The following is a 20,375-nucleotide window of genomic DNA, read 5'->3' as shown; positions in this document are numbered from 1 at the left end:
GCCGGGCGGCCGGGGAGGCTGCGTGCCGGGTGGACCGGACGCGATCGACGCTAGGAGCGGAGCGCCCTGCGGGCATCCGTGGTTCCCACGATCTTTCGGGCTCGGCGCGACCGGCCGGGTCGCCCGCCGACGTCCTCGGACTGCGACACTGCTGCGGTGTCCAGGAAGACGGGGGTCGTCCTCATCGTCGTCGGCGCGGTCCTCGTGCTGGTCTCGCTGGCCCTCGTCTACCTCTGACGAGCCGGCGACGCCCGTCGGCCTGGACGGCTCCTCGTCGGGCTCCGCACGACGGGTGTGAGGCGGCGACCGCCGGTGAGGATCGCGAGGAGAGGACGGACGGCCTGGTGTCGGGACGCCCGAGGCGCGCGCTGCCGGACGCCCGCGACGAGGCGTACCGGTGACGGCCTCTGCGGTGGTTCCGCGGCGGGCCTTCGGCCGGGCCTGGTCGCACCGCGGCTACCGGGGCGTCCTGCTCAGCCTCGTGCTGTCGGGGGTCTCGGTCTCCGCGTACGTGCCGCTGATGTCGCTGTACCTCGTGCAGACGCTGCGGGTGAGCGAGGGCACGGTCGGGCTGTTCGCGCTGACCTCGCTGGCCTCACCCGTCGTGGGGATCCTCGTCGGACGGCTGTCGGACCGGATCAGCAGCCGGCTGCGTCTGCTCGTGGTGGTGAGCGTCTGGCTCGCCGTCGGCCGCGTCGCCATGGGGCTCGCTCCGACGTTCACCGTCGCCGCCGTCGCCGGGATCGTGTTCGGGGCCTTCGGCGGGGTCGCCGCCGCGCAGGTCTTCGCGCTGCTGCGCGAGCTGCTCGAGCGGGAGCACGAACCGCGCCAGAGCACGATCACCAGCACCGTCCGGACCGGCTACTCGCTCGGCTGGGCCGTCGGCCCGGTGATCGGCACCGCGCTCGCCAGCGTGCTCGGCTACCGCGGAGCCCTCGTCGCGTCCGGGCTCTTCGTCCTGCTGCCGCTGGTCCCGCTGCGCTGGTTGCGCACGACCGGGCCGGGACGGGACGAGGGCCGCGACCGCACCGGCGCGGACGAGCAAGCCTCGGCGCGGACCGCGGCTCGCCCGGCCCCTGCCCTGGACGGGCCGGCCCGCACGTCCTGGGGCGCGAGGTCGCTGTGGCTCTTCGCGGTGGTCTGCCTGCTGGCCCTGACCGGCGAGTCGCTCCGCATCACCTACCTGCCGATCCTCGCGGTCGACCGCCTGGGCCTGTCGCTCTGGCTGTTCGGGATCGTGGTCTCGGTCGCGCCCGTGGTCGAGCTCGTGGCGATGCCGGCCGCCGGTGCGCTGGCCGACCGGTTCGGCCTGAAGCGCGTCATCGTCGTCGGGCTGGTCGTCGGCGCCGGGGGCTTCGCGGCCTTCGCCACCAGCTCGAGCGTCGTCGGCCTCCTCGTCGGCCAGCTCTGCAACGCCTGCTTCATCGCCGTCGTCCTCGGTCTCGGCGTGACGTACGCCCAGCGGCTGCACCCGGACGGCGCGGGCTTCGCCACGTCGGTGTTCTTCGCCGCGCAGAGCCTCACGATCGCGACCGGCGGTCTCCTCGGCCTGGCCCTGGCCGACCGGCCGTACGGCCTGCCCGAGCTGTTCCTGACCGCTGCCGCCCTCGACCTGGCCGCCGTCGTCCTGCTGCTCCTCACCACGCCGCCCCACGACCGGGCCGACCACCCTGGTGACGGATCGTCGGGGAGGTCCTGACCGGCTCCGCCTGCACCGAAAATGGCCGCGCTTCCTGAGGCGGTCGGGCGAGGATGCAGGGATGCCGCTGAACGACGTGCCGGGCCGTGCCGCGGACCTGGTCGGGGGTCCGCGTGGCCGTCAGGCGTGCTTCGAGGTGGCGCGCCTGGTCGATCCGCAGCTGCTGACGGCCGGGGACGCGACGGACGAGGTCGGTCGGACCCGCCTCGTCGAGCAGCTGGTGGGGATCGACGTCCGGGCGATCGCCGCGCTCCACGACCCGCTCTCGCTGGTCGACGTGCTCGCCACGTCCGTCGACTCGGCCCGCTACTGGCAGGAACCGTACGAGCACGACGCGGTGCTGGCCGACCCCCGGCTGGTCGGTCAGCTCCACCGCGTCGCGCGAGCCCTGGCCTCGGCGCCGGCAGCCGGGTGGTGGTGGTCCCCGGCCGACCTCACGCGGCAGTCCGTGGTGCGCTGGGACCACCGGCGTGGACGCACCGCGAAGCCACCCCTGCGCGGCGCCGCAGCACGGCTCGAGAAGTGGCGCGACGACACCCTCGCCGAGGAGGCCAGGGCGATCGTCGAGCGACCGGACGACCCGACGGCTTCCTGGACCGGACGCTGGTGGTCGACCCCCACCCACGCCGGCCTGGTCACCACGAGCCGGCAGCTCGGCCGGCTGCCCGCCGTCCAGCTCGAGCTCGTCGAGGACGGCATGGGCTGGGAAGAGGCACACGTGGCCGACGTCCGACCCACCGCCGACGCCCGGGTGCACGAGATCGCGACACCGTCGGACTGGGCCGCGCTGGTCACGAGCCACCCCCTCGACGTCGACCGGTCCCGGCGTCACGACTGGTACCGCACCACCGGCAGCACCGGCCCGTGGCAGATCCCGGACTGGGCCGCCGTCAGCCGCGACCACGACGCCGTCCACCTCACCGTCGCCGGCTACCTCGCCGCCGCCGGTCGAGCGCTCCCGACCGAGCACGGGTGGACCGTGCTCGCCGGCTTCGACCCCGACCTCACCTACTGGCTCACCGACAGCGTGGACTCGGTCGGGACGTTCGCCCCCTGGACCAGGACGACCGACGACCAGGGTCTGGGCGTGTGGGTGCGCGACACCACGCACTGAACGCCGGTCCCCGGCCGAGCCGCCCGTGCTCGCCAGAGGCCGCCCTGACGCTCGCCCCCAGCGCTCACCCAGGACCTTGACGGAACGCCTCCAGCTCGTCCGCGGCGCGGTGGCCGCGGGCGACCACGTCGGCGACGACGTCGTCGCGGCCGAGACGGGTCGACCACGCGAGCTGGAGCAGGACCTGCGTCGTGACCAGGACCGCCGCCCCCTCCCCGCCGACCAGGTCGACGATCCGCGTCCACAGGCGCCGACGCACGCCGTCGAGGGACCCGTCGAAGGTGTGCCACAGCAGGGTGGTGAGGTCGGTCGCCCGCGTGCCGCTGCCGGCGTTCTCGATGTCCACGACCGCGACGACCACCCCGTCCCGGACCAGGACGTTGCTCGGGTTGAGATCGGCGTGGACCATGTCGCGCGCATCCACGGGCGGGCGAGCGGCGCCGCGCAGGAGCGGGAGGCGGCGGACCAGGTCCGACACCGCGGGCGAGTACGCCGAGAGTCCCAGCACGGAGGCCTCCCGGCCGGTGGCCACCTGCCACGCGTACGCCCAGTGGTCGTAGGGCTCGGTGGCCTGGCCGGCCTGGAGGTCGTTGATCTCGATGAGCTGCACCACGACGGCCGGGGTCAGCGCTCGCACGGGAACGCCGTCGACCAGGTCCATCATGTGCCACACGTGGGTGGCGGTGGCGCCCATCCCCAGCCAGGCCGGCGTCGGGTAACCCCGTCCGCGCATGTGCTCGACGATGCGCCTCGCCCGCGACGTCGCCGCCAGCTCCTGGGGGCGGGTCGAGCGCGCCACCTTCAGGACGGCGTCGGCTCGCCCGGCGAGCCGGACGTGCACGGCGCCCGCGTTCGAGCCTCCGGCCAACCGCCCGACCACGGTCGCCTCGGCCCCGACCACAGCGGTCACGTCGTCCAGGACCTCGACCGGGACGTCCTCAGCAGGATCGGTGGTCACACGGCGACTCCGAGGGTGGGGCGGGTGGACGCGCGTTCAGGCGTCAAGCACGTGCTCGTAGTGCTCGACCGTGGGGAACGGTTCGTAGAAGTGGTGGAGCAGGTCGCGCCACTGCTGGTACTCGGCCGACCCACGGAACCCCTCGACGTGGTCCTGCAGGTCGCGCCACCGCACCAGCAGCAGGTAGGTGCTGGGACGCTCGACGCACCGGGAGAGCGTCAGCCCCTCGAAGCCCGGCACGCCGGCGATGATCGCCCTGGCCGACCCGAAAGCAGCCTCGAAGTCGGCCTCGGAGCCGGGCCGGACGGGAAGCAGCGCGTGCTCGAGGATCACCGGCCGATCCTCACAGACGTGCCGCGCGGACGTCGACCTGCCGCTACGCCGTGCGACGTCCGGGCCTGGTGCGCATCTCCGTCGGCGCGCGCCCCGGTCACGAGAGGCCGCCGCCGCTCGCGGAGGACGGTCGACGGGAACGGGGCTCCTGATACGGGCGACGTGGAGAACGGGGTCCAACTGGCGGCGGCACACGCTCGCCCAGAGGAGACGTCGTGCGGCTCGACCCGGTCAGCGAAGACTTTCGCCTGCGTGTCGACGACACCGCCGACGCGATGCGGCTCGTCGGCCGCTACGCCGCACGACGCGGGACGGTGCTGGAGGAGAGCGCGTCCCAGGTCGTCTTCCGCGTGGGCTCGCCTCTCCTCTTCCTGCTGCTCGACACGTTCTCCGCGCGGGGCCGCCGCTCGCTGCCGGTCAAGATCACGGTCAGCGTCCCGGCCCACCAGACGTCCCCGTGGCTGCACGTGACGATGGAGTCGCAGGAGCGGGGCTTCGTCGTCCGCGCGCGCTGGTTGGTCGCCGCCTTCCAGGGCTGCTTCTGCGTCCTCCACACTGAGCTCCAGGGCGTCACGAAGCCCGAGGCACCCGACGCCTGAACCGGCCTGCCGCCTGCCCTCCCGGTGCGCCGCACACGAGGGCCGGGCGCCGCGGTCAGGCCGTGCGGCGCGGGCGTCGCCGGGTGGTCGTGATGAGGGGCACCGACAGGTAGGCCACGGCGAAGCTCACCGCGGCGGCGACGAGCACGAGGGCGACGGCGGTCAGCAGCTGGAAGAGAGCGGCGGTCGCGACCACCGCGAGGGCTGCGGCCCCGCTCCCCGCGAGGCGCGCACGTCGAACGCCTCTCGGGCGCTGCCACTCCCACACCGCGACGGCGAGCAGGGCCGGCAGGAAGCCGACCGACGCACCGATCGGCACCGTGACCACCAGCCAGGACCACCACGTCACCGCGAACGACGCGTCTGACTCGGAGAGCGACCGTCCGACATCGGGCGGCAGGCCCATCAGCGCCCCGAGCAGGCCGCCTGCGCCCACGCCCACGAGGAGGGCACGCCACAGCACCGCCTTCGGCGGTCGCAGGTCGTCGGCACCGTCCGTCGCCGCCCCGTCGGATGGGCGATCCCGAGGCTCTGGCGGGGACACGGGGCGATCGTAGAGCGCCCCCTTGCGCCGGGGCTCGCCCCTGCCGCTGGTCAACCGGCGCGTCCCGCCCGACCGCTCGCGTGCTGCGCCCGTCCTCGATCACGACGTGCGGTCGCGGGGACCTCGTCGCGCGAAGCCGTGGCAGCGCGCCGGGCGGCTGCCACCCGGTGAGAAGCTCTGGGGCCTAGTCCTCGGACACGCCTGCGTCGCGCACGACCGTGACGCCATCGTCCGGCCGTGGGAGGAACCACCGTCGCCGGTCGTCTGGTGAGGGTCAGGTCTAGTCGGCGAAGATCCCGACGAAGCGGCCCCTGGCGGCGAGCAGGTCGTCGTAGCGTCCCTCCTCGACGACGCGTCCGTGGCCGAGGACGGAGGAGTGCCGAAGAATCAGGACCGGCTGAGGCGCGCCGTCGTCAGACGTCAGCCAAGGCGTCAGGTCACGAAGTCTGTCCACGAATTCTGGTCACGAAGTCTGGTCACGGCGCGCGTCGCGTGAGACCTGCTCGCGTCGGTCGAGGGGAGATCGCTCGGGCCCACGCGCGCCGCGGTGGAGCGCGACGGCCAGGAGCACGAGACCTGTGACCATCAGGCACAGGGCCCAGGTGGGCGCCCAGGGCAGTCCGACGTGGTGGAGGACGAAGGCGACCACCGTGGCTGCGGGGACGCCGACCGCCCACCAGGTCAGCGGGTACCTCCGCGTCGGATCGCGTCTCGCCATGGCGGCAGCATCGCGCAGGCGGGGGCCCGAGGTGCGTCGAACAGCGAAGGACTGCCGGACGTTTTCCCGATGAGCGGGCGGCGAGGCGCGGGTCTTCGTGAAGGACAGCCACCGGAAGTCAGGAGCAGCCCGTGGGCGCCACCGTCCTCTCCATGTCCATCTCCCTCGACGGTTTCGTCGCGGGGCCGAACGTACGACCCGACAACGGTTTGGGCGACGGCGGCCCGCGGCTCCACGAGTGGGTGCTCACCGGGGAGGAGGGAAGCCCCAGCGGTCCTCCCCCGCCCGTGTCCGGCGGCGTCAACGGCCAGGTCGTCGACGAGTTCCTGGCCACCGGTGCCGTCGTGGCCGGACGAGGCACGTTCGAGCCGGCGAACGGCTGGGGAGGTGATCATCACGACGGCGTCCCGATCTTCGTCCTCAGCCGTACCGGGCCGGGCATCGACATCACCGCCTGGCCCCGCGTCACCTACACCGACGACGTCGAGGTCGCCTTCGCCCGCGCACGCGAAGCGGCCGGCGAGCGGGACGTCCTGGTGCACGGGGCCGCGACCGCCCAGCTGGCCCTGGCCGCCGGCGTGCTCGACGAGCTCGAGCTGCACGTCGTCCCGGTCCTCTTCGGGCAGGGCCGCCGACTCTTCGACCACCTCCCGGCCGGCGTCGTCGAGCTGGAGCGGACGCGGGTCCTCGCGGGTGAGGACGGCGTCAACCACCTCCACTACCGTGTGCTCCGCTGAGCGCCGCGCGTTCCTGGCACCTCGACCCACGAGGAGGAGATGATCGGTCGTCAGCCGCGACGACCGACCGCGCCCGCGCGGTCACGGCCGAGCACGGTGGTACGCCTCGAGCGCCGCCGGGACGCCCTCGGACAGCATCTTCTTGCGCACGTCGCCGAGCAGCCTGGACATCGCGAAGCCGCCGATCCCGGTGAAGCCGGTGTGGTCCCAGGTGAAGCGGGTGCCCTGCGGGGTCTCCTCGAGCAGGTAGGTGACGTCGGTGACGGCGTCGCTGTGCTGGTCGCCCCGCCACGTGTAGTGCATCGAGCGGGGCGGGTCGACCGCGATCACCTCGCAGTGGACGACGCCGGCCCAGCCGAAGGTCGGCCGGCCGACGAACCGGAACCGGGTCCCCGGCACAGCCGCGAAGCCCTCCGGTCGGCCACCCCGTCCCGTCGTGGTCCACCGGGCGACCTGCTCCGGGTCGGTGAGGACCTGCCAGACCTCCTCGACGGGGTACGGGTACGTGCGGACGACGGTGTATCCAGCCATGCTCTCTCCTCGGTCTGCCGATTACCTACCAGTAGGTAGGTAAGTAGCCTAACGCTCGGTAGGTAGAGTTCGGCCATGGCGGAGAAGCAGAGCGCCCGGCCGGGTCCACGCGGTACGCAGACCCGCCGCCAGGCCCAGCGCGTGGCGCTGCGGCTGTTCACCGAGCAGGGCTACGAGGCGACCTCGCTGCGCCAGATCGCCGACGAGGTCGGGATCAACAAGGCGTCGCTGTACTACTACTTCGACGGCAAGGAAGCGATCGTGCAGTCCCTGCTCGACGAGCGGGGCGACGAGGCCGAGGCGCTGCTGGCGTGGGTCCGCGAGCAGCCACCGTCACCCGACCTGCTCGGCGCGGCCGTCCTCCGGTGGGTCGACACGTTCACCGAGGACAAGCTGCAGGGCATCCGGTTCCTCGCCGCCAACCCGCTCCTGCTCGCCAGCCTGACCCCGACCGACGAGGCGCCCCGCGTCGGCGCCGCCCTGACGCGGCTCGCCGACGAGCTGGGCACGCTGCAGCCCGCCCGTACGCCGGAGTCCGTCGTCCTGCTGCGCATGGCGCTGCTGTCGATCAACGCCGCCGTGCAGGCCGGCGCCGGCGCGGGCGTGCCGGACGGCGCCGTGGTCGCCGCCGCTCGTCAGGCGGCGCGCGCCCTGGTCGTCGAGCTCGCGCCCTCCGCCGGGGAGCGCTGAGGGCAGCGCCACGGTCCGCGCCGACTCGCTTAGGCCAGCACGCGCTGGAACATGCTTGCCACCGAGCCCGGCGCGTCGTCGCCGAAGAACTGCACCAGGTGGGACGCGCTCGCCGCGGCGAACGCCTCGCTGCGGGCGAAGAGGTCGCGTTCGTACGCGGCGATCGCCGCCTCCGCGTCGTCGGGCGAGTCGACGATCGCGCGGGCGAGCTCGGCCCCGTCGAGCAGGGCGAGGTTCGCGCCCTCGCCGGCGAAGGGCGACATCAGGTGGGCGGCGTCGCCGACCAGGGTCACGCCGGGCGTCCGAGCCCAGCTGATCCCCACGGGGAGGGCGTGGATCGCCCGGACGACCGGGGCGGCGTCGGACTCGGTCACCAGCGTGCGCAGCGGGGGCGCCCAGCCCTCGAACGCGGTCGCGATCTCGCCCTGGCCGCCGTCGGGGTCGTCGAGGTCGACCGACGCCAGCCACTCCGCCGGGCGGGTCACGGCCGCGTACGTGGTCAGGCTGCCGTCGGCGTGCTGGTGGGCGATGACCGCCTGCCCGGGGGACGGGGCGATGAGCGTCCCGTCACCGACCATCGTCGCGGCCTCCGGGAAGCGCCCGGGCCCGTCGGCGAGGGTGGTCTCGATGAACGTGACCCCGCTGTACTGGGGGCGGGCCTCGGTCAGCAGGGGCCGCACCCGCGACCAGGCACCGTCGGCGCCCACGAGCACCTCGGCGACGGCCCGGTGCCCGTTCGCGAACTGCAGCTCGCGGCGCCCGTCGGCGTCGACGCCGATCGCGGTGAGCTTGTGCCCCCAGCGGATCGTGCCGGGCTGCAGGGAGTCGACGAGCATGCGCCGCAGGTCGCCCCGGTCGATCTCCGGGCGGGTGCCGTCCGTGCTGCCGGGGTGGTCGAACAGCACGGTCCCGTCCCGGTCGACGACGCGCTTGGCGTCCTCGCCGGGGCGGACGAGGCCGGTGAACGTGTCCCACAGCCCCGCCGCGCGCACGGCGAGCTGGCCGTTGTACGCGTGGAGGTCGAGCAGGCCGCCCTGGGCGCGCGCGTCGATCGAGGGCTCGGCCTCGTAGACGACCACCTCGATGCCGGCCTGCCCGAGGATCCGGGCGAGGACGAGGCCGCCGAGGCCGGCGCCGATGACGGTGATGGGTGAAGGCACGGAAGCGCTCCTGATCTGGAGCTCGCGGGCGAGCTCCGAGCGTGGCCCACCAGGGCCACTGCGGGGAGACGCTGAACCGGGTCGGGTGACCTCGGCCTGCAGGCGACGGCCGTCGACGCGGCCGTCGTTTTTCGCGACTCCAGGAGCGTACACAACGGTGGTCCAGCCGCGCCCCCATCGAGGAGCGGGTGCCGGTGTGTTCTCGGCGACAGCCCTCAGCTGCCCGTGGTCTCCTCGCCGACCGGTGACTCGTCGACGAAGCCGATCACGTCGGCGACCAGGCGGTCTCGTTCCTCGAAGCTGAGCATGTGGCCCGAGCTCTCGTAGACCTCGAACCTGGCACCGGGCACACCCCGGGCGAGCTCCTCGCCGGCTGCGGGCGGGTTCAGCCCGTCCGAACGGCCGGACACGACCAGCGTCGGCGCCGTGATCCTCGCGAGGTCGGGCCGCAGGTCGAACCCGGCCAGGGACTCCTCGACCGCGGCTCGTTCGTCGACGCTCAGCAGGACCTGGTCCGGAGCCTGGGCGGAGGCCATGATCTCCTCCCGACGCTCCGCGGACGTCGCCGGTGACCAGACCGCCCCCGCCATGAACGACAGCTGCTCCTCGGGCGTGGCCGCGGCGAGGTCGAAGCCCATCCGCTGGGCGTAGGCGACCGACGACGACGACGTGCCGTGCGCCTTGGGGACGACGAGGACGAGCCGCGAGACGCGGTCCGGCTCCAGGACGGCTGCCTGTGCGGCGACGTAGGAGCCCATCGAGACCCCCACCAGCACCGCGCGGTCGTAGCCGAGGGCCGCGACGAGACCGTTCAGGGCGCGGCCCTGGTCGGCCAGGGTGAAGTGGCGCGGGTGGGTCGAGCGCCCGTGGCCGAGCATGTCCGGGGCCACGACACGGAAGCGGGCGGCGAGCGCGGTGGCGAGGTCCTGCACCGTCGTCGAGTCCCCGTAGAGGCCGTGGACCAGGAACAACGGCGGACTTCCCGCGTCGCCGGTCACCCGGTGGTAGATCGACGCGCCGTCGATCTCGGTCGTGCTCATGCGCGCAGGCTCCTTCGACGTCCGTCGGTACGGCGTCCCTCACGTCCGAGCGTAGGGACCCGCCTCCTGCTCCCCGCGAGCCTCATCGACCCTGGTCGCGGCCGGCGAGGATCTGCTCGCGGAGGATGTCCGCGTGCCCGCAGTGCTGCGCGAGCTCGCGCAGCACCTGGAGGTAGACCCAGCGCAGCGGCAGCGGACCGCGACGGTTGCCGCGCAGCACGTCGTCGAGGTCGAGGCCCGCCACCGCTCGCCGTGAGGCGGCGCACGCCTGGACGTGGGCGCTGCGGACCGAGGTGATGGTGTCGTCGTCGACCAGGTCGAAGGACTCGTCCGGGCCGGCCTGGATCCCGAGCTCCTCGCGGGAACGGCCGGTGACGGCCTCGCCGAACCACACCTTCTCGACGAACGTCGCGTGCTTGACCAGGCCGAGCAGGGTCGTCTTCGACTCCACGAGGCGGCGCCGTGCCTGCTCCTCGTCGAGCCCGTCCAGGCAGTCGTCGAGCCCAGCCCGGTGCTCGTCGAGGAACGCCTCGATCTGGACCTTGGCCGGCTCGCCGATCACGTCGAGAGCCGTCGGGTTCGGGGAGGTGGGCACGCCCCGATGGTCCCAGACGGGGACGCGCCTCCGTTCGACGGCCGGGGTGGCCGACGGGCCCGGTGCCCCGGACTCCTCTCGTGACCTCGCCGAACCCTCAGCCGGGGGTATCAGCGGGGCTGCTCAGCGCTCCTGTCTGCCAGCAACCAGCCGCCGTCGGAAGGACAGAGCCGTGACCGACAACCCGTACGTGGGGACCGAGTGGGAGACGTCGTGGCAGGACGGTCACGACGCCGGCCTCGCCCAGCCCGGCAGCCAGGTCGATCCGCCCGCGGTGCTGGAGGAGAACCAGGCGCAGGCCTACCGCGAGGGCGTCCTGGCCGGGCAGCAGGACGCCGCGGCGGAGGGCACACCGATCCAGATCAACCCGATCACCCCGGCGGAGCCGGAGGACGGCAAGGGTGTCGAGCTGGCGGCCACCGCGGTCTTCGCCTTCGCCGGCTGGGCGGCCGAGTGGGCTGACGCGGGGTTGTCCGGGGGCATCGGGGTCGCCGTGCACCTGCTGATCGCGGTCGGGATCCCCGAGGGCGAGCCGCTCCCGGACCTGAGCGACCCTGCCGAGCTCGCAGCGGCGAACACGCGTTCCGTCCGAGCCATGGGCGCCGACGAGCTGTTCCTGCCCTTCTGCCAGAACCCGCAGCACTCGGCGACCGGCGACCAGGTCACCGAGCAGGGTTTCTGGCACGGCAACGCCTTCACCGACTACTGGGCGGCCTTTCCCGTGGCCGAGGAGCACCTCAAGGCCGAGCCGGACTCGCTCAGCCAGGTCGGCCTGCTCCACGCCAGGGCGGACTCCGACGGCGTGGAGTGGATCGAGCTCACCTGACCGGCGCACGGACCCCATCACCCTGACCTCGAGGAGCCGACCATGGCCATCCAGCAGATCCCGGTCCCGTACCGGACGGGCTACGACGTCGGACTGGGCGCCGACCTGCTCTCCGGCAGCCCGATGGCGACCGCCGTGACGGGCGCCGTGACCGGCGTCGACCGCGCCCAGGGCGCCACGGTGAACTTCACCGTGTCGCGCATCCACACGACCAGCGACCTCGAGCAGTCGCTCGGCATCGACGTCGACGCGAGCTACGGCTGCGCCGCCTTCGGGGCGGGCGTGTCCAACCGCTTCAGCTTCGCCCAGAGCTCGAAGGTGCAGTCCAGCTCGCTGTTCATGACGGTCACCGTGACCGTCGAGCTGGAGTTCCTCCAGATCGACGTCCCGACCCTGACGTCGGACGCCGCCGCCCTCGTCGACCGCCCCGATCTCTTCGAGTCGCGCTACGGCAACGTCTTCGTCCGCGGCCTGCAGCGGGGCGGCATGTTCGTCGGCGTCCTGCGGGTGGACACCCGCAGCTCGGAGGACACCGAGCACATCTCCGACGACCTGCAGGGCAGCTACGGGCTCTTCTCCGCCGAGGCCAAGCTCAACTTCAACAGCGTGCTGAAGAAGTACCAGAGCGAGGTCTTCGTGCAGATGTACCACGAGGGCGGTCCCACGGACCTGAAGATCACCGACCCGACCGACCCGCTGCAGCTGCTCGACAACGCGAACGCCTTCCTGCAGTCGTTCACCACCTCGCCGGACGCGGTCGCCAAGCCCTACTACGTGACGCTGGCGCCGATCGGGATCGCGCTGGGACCGCCACCACTCAACGCCGTCGACATCCAGCACGCCCAGGACGTGCTGATGTACTGCGCCCACCGGCGCAGCACGCTGCTGGACGACCTGAACCTGATGGAGTTCATCGGCGACCACACCAGCCGGTACGACTTCCCCGCCGGTGTCACCCCGGCCGACATCAGAGCCGCCGGCGCCGGCTTCCAGGCCGACCTCGACCTGATCGCCCAGGCGGCGAGCGCGGCCGTCAACTCACCGGCGGACGCGACGATGCCGGCCGAGTACGCGAAGGCGCGCGGCATCGTCTACCCGCAGGGCGTCCTGCCCACCGTGATGCCCGTGCCCAAGCCGGTCGCCGCCGACGACCTCGTGCCCGTGCCGCAGTGGGACACCGTCGACTACGTGCAGAACGGCGGAACCATCACCACCGGCGCCGGGAACGTCTACGTCCCCAGCGCCAGCCAGGCCGGATTCACGGTCAGGTACGTGTACGCCGACTGCCCCGGCTCGCGCGAGCCCGGCGACATGACCGGCGTGGTCGGCGACGTCCAGCCCAACCCGGCGCCGCCAGGCTCGACCCTCACCGTGACCGTCTGGAACTGAGCGGGCGGAGCGTGTCTACAGACGCACGGCCGTCCTGGTCGGAGCCTGCGGTGCCCGATCCCTGCGTGGCGCATTGAGGACCACCAGCCCGACGAGGCCGGCCACGAGCGCGTACCCGCCCGTCGACAAGCCGACGGCACGACGCGAGGCGCGGACGCACGGTTCCCAGAACCGGTAGAGCTCGCTGTCGTGGTCGCCGGGCATCACCGACTGGGCAGCGCCGCTGAGCGGGCACTCGACCACCCCGTTCACATCGTGCCGTTGGGTCGGGAAGACCAGGAAGAAGGCCGGGACGACGACCGCGAGAACCGCGGCGATCGACAGCGCCCTCCGTAGCCCGTCGAGCTGACGGCTGCGTCTCGCCGTGACCGCGACGACAACAGCAGCGACCGCGACGGCCATCGGCACCAACCAGACGAGCAGGACGCGCCACACGCTCGGGTCCGCCGGGAAGCCAGGAGCATCCATCTCAGGTGTGCACCCCATAGAACTTGTAGGTGTGGTTTCCGATGTTCTTGCGGACCTCGCGGGGCGGGACGTTGTGGCGGTTGCCGGACTTCTGCGAGAAGTAAGGGTGCTTCTTCGTGCGCTTCGTCACGATCATGACGTGGTCCATCACCCCGTCGTTGGCGGTTGCCCCACCGACGTTCCAGTCGAAGTAGCCGAGGTCCGCCAGACCGGCGTTCTCCATGTTGGCGAAGGTCAGCCTGTTCCCGACCGCAACCATCCGACGGTAGCTGTAGTGCGCTCGTGACCAGGTGTAGGTGTACTTCCCTGGCCCGCGGTAGTTCCAGTGCCAGCGACTCTTCCACTTCCGACCGGCGTAGGTCGTGTTGCGGGTCTTCCAGCCTCCTGAGTAGAGAGCCTGGGAGATGAAGTTCGTGCAGTTGTCCCCCGCGTCCCCGTACTTCGTGTTGATCTTGCCGGCGTGGTTGTCGTCTGTCCACAAGGATGCGTAGCTCGCGGCGGCGCGGAAGTTGAGAGAGGGGAAGTAGTTGGTCGACGACGCCCTGGCCGTCGTGTCGACCGTGTACTCAGCGGCAGCCGGATCGTCGGCGGCCGGATCGTCCGCGGCGTACGGGGTCTTGGAGAGGTCCAGGCGTTCGACCGTGTCCTCGCTGAACTGCGACCCGCTGGTCTCCTCGTCGGCCGCGATCCTGGACGCACCAGCACCCTGGTCGTCACTCACCTGCTTGAGCTGCAGCTGCCAGGCAGGCAGAGGTGCAGCCGTGGAGGACATGGCGGCGACCTGCGCGTCTTCCGTCGTGCCCGTCACGGCGACGAGCGGAGCGGTGGAGACGTCGAGGGCGCCGTCGCTCTGGATCGAGGTGGTCGTGGACGTCGACGCCGCGAATGTCGTCGGGTCGGTGATGGTGACGAGCTTGTTGACGGCCTGGATCGTGTGGTCGACGGTCTCCCCGCCCGTGAAGTCGGTGCCGTCGCTGTTGTCGTGCAGCTGGAAGCTCACGCGCACCGAGACGCGGTAGGTGATCACGCTGCCGGAGACGACCTTGAGCAGGATGGTCGGGGTGATCTGGACGCCCTTGATGACGACGTCGGGGTCGTCCGCGTACGACGCGTAGAAGTCCTGCAGGTACGCGTTGCCCACGCTCGCAGGTGCCTGCACGGTGGACGTGTTGAGCGAGGTGGGCTGGAGACCCTGCCCGATGACCTTCTTCGACTGGTAGTACTGCGCGATCGCCAGCTGGTCGGCGCTCGTGATCGCCGGGGAGGTGTCGGCGACGGCGGGGGAAAGGCCCGCCGCGCCCAGTGTCGACACGATGGCCGCCGCTGTCAGCCCGGCCGCGGCCCGAATTCTGTTCACACGACTCCGATCGTCTGGCGCAGTCCACGATGGTGAGGACCGCGGCGCCAGCAAACTATGACCTACCTGAGCGTTTCCTGGCAAGATCCTGTGAAGACTTGTTTGATCTTCGACAAGCAGGCCAAGAGCGCTGCGGGAGCGACGACGCCCGACTCCGCCTACGGGCCCCGCGCAGCAAGACGCTCGGTACCACCTCGCTCGTCGTCGGCGCCGTCGAACGGCTGGACGCGGAGCCCTCGCTGCGGCTGACCCGGTGTCTGAAGGCACGGCAGGACAGCCTGGAGGCGTCCGCCACCGCGGGCGCGAACACAGCCAGTTACGTGAACGCGCCGCTCCGCGCAGCCCGCGGAAGGACGCGGAAGGACGCGGAAGGACGCGGCGTCACACCCCGCCCGGTCGCGGGGTGGAGCAGCTGCACGCCTCCCAACCCAGCGCGTCGGACGTATCGGTCACAGCGTGCGGCGTGCGGCGTGGAGAACATGGCGGTCGACGACGCACACATCGCCCCGCCTGCGTTCGGACCTCGAGCCCTCGCCCCACGGCGCTTGAGCGGCAGGATGCGGGCGTGGCGTACGAGGAGCTGCCCGGCGAGAGCGAGCCCGAGGACGAGCTGCCGCACGGGGACGTGACCGAGGGCGTCGTGCGGGTCGGCGCGACCGTGCGCCGGCCGGTCCGGGCGCAGAGCGGGGCGGTGGCGGACTACCTCCAGCACCTGGAGGCCGTCGGGTTCCGCGGTGCGCCCCGCTTCCTGGGCCGGGACCGGGCGGGTCGCGACGTGCTCGACTTCGTCCCCGGCGCGGTCGCCGGCGACCCTCCCCCGGCGTGGGCGGCCGACGACGAGCTGCTGCGCAGCGTCGGTCGGCTGCTGCGGGACCTGCACGACGCCTCGGAGGGGTACGCGGCCGACCGCGGGTTCGCCGCGCCGACCGGGACGCAGTGGTTCCGCTGGCCGTCACCGTCAGAGGCGGGGCCCGCCGCCGTGCCGGTCGGACCGCCGCCGGAGCTCGTGGGCCACAACGACGTCACGCCGCAGAACGTCGTCGTCCGCGAGGGCCGCGCCGTGGCCCTGATCGACTTCGACCTGGCGGGCCCGACGACGCGGCTCGAGGACCTCGTCAACACCGCGACCCACTGGGTGCCGCTGCGCGCCCCCGCCGACGTCTGGCCGGGCTGGTCCCGCACGCGGCAGCCCGAGCGGCTGAGGGTGCTGGCGGACGCGTACGGGCTGGGCGCCGCCGAGCGGGCGTCGCTGGTCGACGTCGCGGTGGCCAGGGCCGACCGGATGTGGTGGGCGATGAGAGGCGCGGCCGAGCACCTCGGCGGCGGCTGGGCGCGGATGTGGGACCACGGCGTCGGCGACCTGATCCGACGCCGGCAGCGCTGGCTGCTCGACCACCGCGACGACCTCCGGGCCGCGCTCGCTTGAGCCGACCCCGCCCGACCGTGCCCGCTCTCGTGGTGGTGGAGCCCTGGTCGTGATGTTCTTCCGTCGCGGGTGACAACCAGCGGAGGGGTCAGCGCGTGGAAGGGGTGTGGAGGCGCTGAGTCCGGTGGACGCGACGAGGGCGGGCGAACCCGTGCCCGAGCTCTCGCTCGAGGCCCTGTTCGCCACGCACCACGTCCGCCTCGTCCGGGTCGCGTGGCTCCTGGTGCGGGACGTCGGTCGGGCCGAGGAGCTGGTGCAGGACGCGTTCGTCGACCTGCACGCACGGTGGTCGCGGCTGCGGCGCCCGGGCGACGCCGCGAGCTACCTGCACGTCGCCGTCGTCAACCGGTGCCGCTCGGCCCTGCGGCACCAGGCCGTCGTCCGGTCCTCTCCCGTGGAGAGGCTCGAGGACGCCGAGAGCGCCGAGGCGTCGGTGCTGCGCGGGCTGGAGCACCGCCGCGTGGTCGACGGTTTGGCGGGGCTGTCGCCACGCCAGCGCGAGGTGCTCGTGCTCCGCTACTACGCCGGGCTGAGCGAGGCCGAGACCGCCGAGGCGTTGCGGATCAGCCGCGGTGCGGTCAAGAGCCACGGTGCGCGGGGCATCCACGCGCTGCGCAGTCTTCTGGGAGGTCGTGATGAGGTCTGATCCGGACCCGAGCCTGGTCGACGCGCTCCGCGAGGCGATGCGCACCGAGGCCGGGCAGGTCGAACCGACGCCCGACGGGTGGGCCCGCCTCCAGCGACGGCTCGCGGCCGAGCGGGCCTCCACTGGACGTGCTGCTCCGCCGCGACCGCGCCGGCGGGCGTACGGGCGAGCGGCGGTCGCCGTCGCGTCGTTCGCGCTGGTGGTCGCGGCGCTCGTGCTCGTCACGACCCATGGCCCGCAGCGTGCAGCCGTGCCCGCGGAGAGCCCCACCGCGGTGCCGTCCTCGGCGACGCAGCCGCCGGGCGGCTACCGCCCGAGCCAGCCGCGGGTGGCGTGGACGCTCTACCGGCCCGGGGCCGACGGGCTCGTCGTCGACGCGGCCCGCGCGAGCGCCCCGTACGACCCGGCGCAGGCCGTGCGGGCCCTGTTCGAGCAGCCGCCGAACGTTCCGGGGGCGGTCGCCGTCCCGCGGAACGACGCCAACCGGGTCGCGAGCCTCACCGTCGTCGACCGGGCCGTGCACCTCGACATGGCCGCCGTCGACGACCAGACGCGGCCCACCGGGGCGGCCGGCCGGGCGGAGGCGCGGCGCTGGGTCGAGGCCTGGGTCCGCACGGCGGGGGCCGCCTTCGACACCCTCGGTCCCGTCGTGATCACGCTCAACGGCAGGCCGACCACCCTGTACGGCGTCGTCGACACGACTCAACCGCTCTTCGACCCCCGGACCACGGTGACGGCCCCGCGGACGATCTTCTTCCCCGCGGCGTCGGAGCGCGTGACCTCCCCCGTCGGCGTCGCCGCCATGCCCGGCGCGGTCGGTGACCAGCTGGCGGTGACCGACCCCGCCGGTCGGGCGGCGGCGACGGCGACCGCCGATGCCGCCAACGGCGGGGAGACGGTGATGTCGCTCGCGCCCGAGCTCGAGCCGGGCGACTACACGGTGGTGCTGCGCAGCCGCTCCGGGCAGGTCGAGGCGCAGCGTCGCTTCACCGTCACCGGCAGCGCGACGCCCGCAGGGCGTGAGCCGGTCACGGACCCACCCACCTCACCGGTCGAGACAACGCTCGTCTACTACCCCGGGCCGGCCCAGCACCTCCTCGCGGAGCCTAGGCCGAGGACGACCCTCTCCGACGCGGTGGCCGCGATCGGTGAGGAGCCGTCGGCCGAGGACGCGTCGTGGCCCTTCGGCTCGCTGAGGCTCGCCAGCGTGGTCGAGCAGGGCGACGAGGTCGTGGTCGACTACGCGAGCGACGAACGGGTCCGACCCGCCGAGCCGGACCGCGCGGTCGCGGCCTTCTGGGCTCAGAGCCTCGTGCACACCGTCGCCGCGTACGTCGGGCACCCGGTCCCCGTGCGGGTGACGATGCGCGGCGAGAGCTTCCGCCTCTTCGACCAGCTGGACACGGCCGAACCGATCGCGCTCCGTCGCGTCGAGGAGCGGACGACCGACGGCCTGACCCTCCCCGACGGGATCCCCGAGCCCGGTGCCCTGGAGGTCGTGGGCGCGCTCGAGCAGCACCGCGACGACGTCACCTGGTACGTCACCGACCTCGTCACGCACGATACCCTCTTCCAGGGGCGGGCCGCGGTGAGGTCGGACAACACCTACGCCTTCGCGCTCCCCCTGCCGCCCGGTATGTACAGGCTGCGTGTCGACGCCGCCCGGAGCGGGAGCGCACCCGCCCGGTCGTACGGCGGCCGCTTCGAGATCAGCCGATGACCCCGGCGGACGCGCACGGCCACCTCCTGCCCGACCCCGCCGGAGGACAGGAGGCGGCGGTCGAGCCCGAGGTGGCGCGCCGGCACCATCGGCTCCGCGCCGGGCTGGTCGGCCTCCTCGGCGCGACCACCCCGGCGGGGCACGAGGTCAGCGCGGCCTGCACCTGGCAGCAGGGCCCGCTGCTGGTGCCGCTGGACGTCACCGTGCACGCGGACCTCGGGCCCCACGGCCGTCTGCGGGCCGCCCCGGTCCTGTGCGTCGACCTCCTCGACACCGTCGACGTCGCCGACACCGGGCCGGTCGAGGACGCGGCACGGCGCCGTCGGCACACCCTCGGACGGCTCGGCGTCGACCACGTGTGGCAGCTCGACGTCACCAGGGACCGGCTCGAGGTCTACGTCCGCACCGACGACGAGTACCGCCACGCCGAGACGGTCACCGACGAGGACTGGATCGACTACGGCATCGGCCTCGTCCACCTGGACCTCGTCGTGCTCCTCGCCCAGGGGCGGTCGCCGGCCGGCGGGACCGGCACGCCTCCCGTACCGACCTCGCCGCTCGAGGAGGATGCGGAAGGTGCAGGTGCGGCCCGTCCAGGAGCGTTCGCCCGCTGAGCGCCGCCGGGGCGCTGCAGGCCGGTGGGTGCTGCTCGTCACCGTGATGGCCGTGCTGGTGACCGGCGCCGCGGTCGGGCTGCACCTGGCTGTTCCGCCCACGACCTCCTCGGTGCCGGCGGCGCCTCTCCCCTCCCCGTCCCCGTCCCCGGCAGCCCCGGGGGCGGCGCCCACCGCCGCGGTCCCGCCGGCGGGAGCGCCGGTCGTCGTCAGGGCCGGTGACGGGCCGCTGCTGCCCGGGATCGGCACGGGTCAGGTCTACGCGCAGTCCGCGACCGCGGTCTTCCGGGTCGAGCTCGCCACGGGGCGGATCACCCGGACCCCCACGCCGGACCTGCAGGAGCACACGACCTTCCTCGCGGGCCGGGACTGGGTGCTGGTCAAGCCCCGGTGGAGCCCCGGCGGCGTCCTCGTGCGCGACGGGCAGCCGGCGTCGCCGCTGCCGCACGCGTTCGACGCCGAAGGGTTCCTGCACGCGGGGCCGCGCGGCGACGTCTGGGGGGAGCCGGAGACAGGCACCGACCCGATGACGACCACCACCCTGCGGCTGGCCGCGCTCGACGGGCGCCGGGTCCCGGGGACGACGCTCACCGCACCCGGTTCGGCGGGGCCGTACGCGCTGCTGCCCGACGGCGACGGCGGCGTGCTGATGACCAGCGGCCGCGGCGTCCATCGGCTCGAGCCGAGCCGGGCGGGGCACACCGGCCAGGTCCGGCTGGTCATCCGGGGTGACCTGGTCGCCGCCGGCGGAGGACGGCTGCTGGTCAGCGGCGGCGACCGCTCCGGCCGCTGCCGGCTGGAGCTCCTCGACCAGCGGGACGCGCGACGCACCACCCTGCCCGCCCCCGTGGCGCGGACGCTCACGGCCAGGGGCGGCATCGGCACCGACCGAGACGCCTACGGGGACGCAGCGCTCAGCCCGGACGGGACCCGTCTGTCCGTGACGGCCTCCGAACCGGCGAGCGCTCTGCGCACCCACGTCGTCGACCTGCGCAGCGGCCGGGACAGCGTGCTGCCCGGGGCCGGCCCCGAGTTCAACGTCAACCGCCAGCTGGCCTGGTCGGGCAACGGCCGCTGGCTCCTCGCGCTCACCGACCATCGGCTCCGCGCCTACGACACCCGCACGCACGAGACCCGCGACGTCGCCCTCGGGGGCGAGCCGCTGCTGCACCTCACCACCACGCACGCCCCCGCCTGGTGAAGCGGGGTCC

21 protein-coding genes are annotated in these 20,375 nt (G+C 73.3%); 12 read left to right on the top strand and 9 right to left on the bottom strand.

Going from position 1 to position 20,375, the window contains the following annotated elements:
• Window positions 1-397 precede the first annotated feature (397 nt).
• Window positions 398-1,699 (top strand): MFS transporter, encoded by a 1,302-nt coding sequence (locus tag BMY04_RS09515; protein ID WP_091179178.1) that lies wholly within the window; start codon window positions 398-400, stop codon window positions 1,697-1,699.
• A 61-nt stretch (window positions 1,700-1,760) separates the two neighbouring features.
• A complete protein-coding gene (locus tag BMY04_RS09510) occupies window positions 1,761-2,813 on the top strand; it encodes a hypothetical protein (RefSeq protein WP_091179176.1) in 1,053 nt (350 codons plus the stop codon).
• 64 nt (window positions 2,814-2,877) lie between these two features.
• Here BMY04_RS09510 and BMY04_RS09505 read toward each other — a convergent pair whose 3' ends face one another.
• Together BMY04_RS09505 and BMY04_RS09500 are read right to left on the bottom strand one after the other, a co-directional pair.
• Window positions 2,878-3,771, bottom strand: a complete 894-nt coding sequence (locus tag BMY04_RS09505) for a phosphotransferase (protein ID WP_091179174.1) — start codon at window positions 3,769-3,771, stop codon at window positions 2,878-2,880.
• A gap of 36 nt (window positions 3,772-3,807) precedes the next feature.
• Window positions 3,808-4,104 (bottom strand): antibiotic biosynthesis monooxygenase family protein, encoded by a 297-nt coding sequence (locus BMY04_RS09500; protein ID WP_091179173.1) that lies wholly within the window; start codon window positions 4,102-4,104, stop codon window positions 3,808-3,810.
• Window positions 4,105-4,319: 215 nt separating this feature from the next.
• On the opposite strand from BMY04_RS09500, the gene BMY04_RS09495 reads away from it, so the two are divergent.
• Window positions 4,320-4,703, top strand: a complete 384-nt coding sequence (locus BMY04_RS09495) for a hypothetical protein (RefSeq protein WP_091179171.1) — start codon at window positions 4,320-4,322, stop codon at window positions 4,701-4,703.
• A gap of 55 nt (window positions 4,704-4,758) precedes the next feature.
• Here BMY04_RS09495 and BMY04_RS09490 read toward each other — a convergent pair whose 3' ends face one another.
• Entirely contained in the window at window positions 4,759-5,139 is a 381-nt protein-coding gene (locus tag BMY04_RS09490) for a hypothetical protein (protein WP_139209812.1), read from the bottom strand.
• A 957-nt stretch (window positions 5,140-6,096) separates the two neighbouring features.
• On the opposite strand from BMY04_RS09490, the gene BMY04_RS09480 reads away from it, so the two are divergent.
• The gene (locus BMY04_RS09480; RefSeq protein ID WP_091179165.1) at window positions 6,097-6,702 is read left to right on the top strand and encodes a dihydrofolate reductase family protein; all 606 of its coding nucleotides are present in this window, start codon (window positions 6,097-6,099) and stop codon (window positions 6,700-6,702) included.
• An 81-nt stretch (window positions 6,703-6,783) separates the two neighbouring features.
• On the opposite strand, the gene BMY04_RS09475 is transcribed toward BMY04_RS09480, so the two are convergent.
• The gene (locus tag BMY04_RS09475) at window positions 6,784-7,233 is read right to left on the bottom strand and encodes an SRPBCC family protein (RefSeq protein ID WP_091179164.1); all 450 of its coding nucleotides are present in this window, start codon (window positions 7,231-7,233) and stop codon (window positions 6,784-6,786) included.
• Window positions 7,234-7,308: 75 nt separating this feature from the next.
• Here BMY04_RS09475 and BMY04_RS23525 point away from each other — a divergent pair, with 75 nt between their 5' ends.
• On the top strand, window positions 7,309-7,923 hold the full coding sequence (locus BMY04_RS23525; RefSeq protein ID WP_091179161.1) for a TetR/AcrR family transcriptional regulator: 615 nt from the start codon (window positions 7,309-7,311) through the stop codon (window positions 7,921-7,923).
• Between the two features lie 29 nt (window positions 7,924-7,952).
• Here BMY04_RS23525 and BMY04_RS09465 read toward each other — a convergent pair whose 3' ends face one another.
• The 3 genes from BMY04_RS09465 to BMY04_RS09455 form a co-directional block, all read right to left on the bottom strand.
• Window positions 7,953-9,083, bottom strand: a complete 1,131-nt coding sequence (locus tag BMY04_RS09465; RefSeq protein WP_091179159.1) for an FAD-dependent oxidoreductase — start codon at window positions 9,081-9,083, stop codon at window positions 7,953-7,955.
• A 215-nt stretch (window positions 9,084-9,298) separates the two neighbouring features.
• Window positions 9,299-10,123 (bottom strand): alpha/beta fold hydrolase, encoded by an 825-nt coding sequence (locus BMY04_RS09460; RefSeq protein ID WP_091179157.1) that lies wholly within the window; start codon window positions 10,121-10,123, stop codon window positions 9,299-9,301.
• An 82-nt stretch (window positions 10,124-10,205) separates the two neighbouring features.
• On the bottom strand, window positions 10,206-10,718 hold the full coding sequence (locus BMY04_RS09455; protein WP_091179155.1) for a DinB family protein: 513 nt from the start codon (window positions 10,716-10,718) through the stop codon (window positions 10,206-10,208).
• 172 nt (window positions 10,719-10,890) lie between these two features.
• On the opposite strand from BMY04_RS09455, the gene BMY04_RS09450 reads away from it, so the two are divergent.
• Together BMY04_RS09450 and BMY04_RS09445 are read left to right on the top strand one after the other, a co-directional pair.
• Window positions 10,891-11,544, top strand: coding sequence for a hypothetical protein (locus tag BMY04_RS09450; RefSeq protein WP_091179153.1), 654 nt, complete (start codon window positions 10,891-10,893; stop codon window positions 11,542-11,544).
• A 42-nt stretch (window positions 11,545-11,586) separates the two neighbouring features.
• Window positions 11,587-12,933: a hypothetical protein gene (locus tag BMY04_RS09445; RefSeq protein ID WP_091179150.1), complete on the top strand. Its 1,347-nt coding sequence runs from the start codon at window positions 11,587-11,589 to the stop codon at window positions 12,931-12,933.
• Window positions 12,934-12,948: 15 nt separating this feature from the next.
• Here BMY04_RS09445 and BMY04_RS09440 read toward each other — a convergent pair whose 3' ends face one another.
• Both BMY04_RS09440 and BMY04_RS09435 read right to left on the bottom strand, forming a co-directional pair.
• Window positions 12,949-13,368 (bottom strand): hypothetical protein, encoded by a 420-nt coding sequence (locus BMY04_RS09440; protein WP_139209811.1) that lies wholly within the window; start codon window positions 13,366-13,368, stop codon window positions 12,949-12,951.
• A 34-nt stretch (window positions 13,369-13,402) separates the two neighbouring features.
• Window positions 13,403-14,713, bottom strand: a complete 1,311-nt coding sequence (locus BMY04_RS09435; RefSeq protein WP_091179147.1) for an amidase domain-containing protein — start codon at window positions 14,711-14,713, stop codon at window positions 13,403-13,405.
• Between the two features lie 610 nt (window positions 14,714-15,323).
• Here BMY04_RS09435 and BMY04_RS09430 point away from each other — a divergent pair.
• The 5 genes from BMY04_RS09430 to BMY04_RS09410 all read left to right on the top strand — a co-directional run bounded on the left by BMY04_RS09430 (window position 15,324) and on the right by BMY04_RS09410 (window position 20,365).
• Entirely contained in the window at window positions 15,324-16,184 is an 861-nt protein-coding gene (locus tag BMY04_RS09430; RefSeq protein ID WP_198410034.1) for a phosphotransferase, read from the top strand.
• Between the two features lie 124 nt (window positions 16,185-16,308).
• Entirely contained in the window at window positions 16,309-16,830 is a 522-nt protein-coding gene (locus BMY04_RS09425) for a SigE family RNA polymerase sigma factor (protein ID WP_232506224.1), read from the top strand.
• Complete coding sequence (locus BMY04_RS09420; protein ID WP_091179145.1) at window positions 16,820-18,550, top strand: hypothetical protein; 1,731 nt, start codon at window positions 16,820-16,822, stop codon at window positions 18,548-18,550. The genes BMY04_RS09425 and BMY04_RS09420 overlap by 11 nt, the downstream gene beginning before the upstream one ends.
• Window positions 18,547-19,164, top strand: coding sequence for a hypothetical protein (locus tag BMY04_RS09415; RefSeq protein WP_091179143.1), 618 nt, complete (start codon window positions 18,547-18,549; stop codon window positions 19,162-19,164). Before BMY04_RS09420 ends, BMY04_RS09415 begins: the two co-directional genes overlap by 4 nt.
• The gene (locus BMY04_RS09410; RefSeq protein ID WP_091179141.1) at window positions 19,127-20,365 is read left to right on the top strand and encodes a hypothetical protein; all 1,239 of its coding nucleotides are present in this window, start codon (window positions 19,127-19,129) and stop codon (window positions 20,363-20,365) included. The genes BMY04_RS09415 and BMY04_RS09410 overlap by 38 nt, the downstream gene beginning before the upstream one ends.
• Window positions 20,366-20,375: the final 10 nt, after the last annotated feature.

Origin of the sequence: Microlunatus flavus (genome assembly GCF_900110855.1) — a bacterium.
Taxonomy (GTDB): Bacteria; Actinomycetota; Actinomycetes; order Propionibacteriales; family Propionibacteriaceae; genus Microlunatus; species Microlunatus flavus.
Note: the sequence above shows the minus strand (reverse complement) of the source record. Positions and strands in the feature narration are given on the sequence as shown.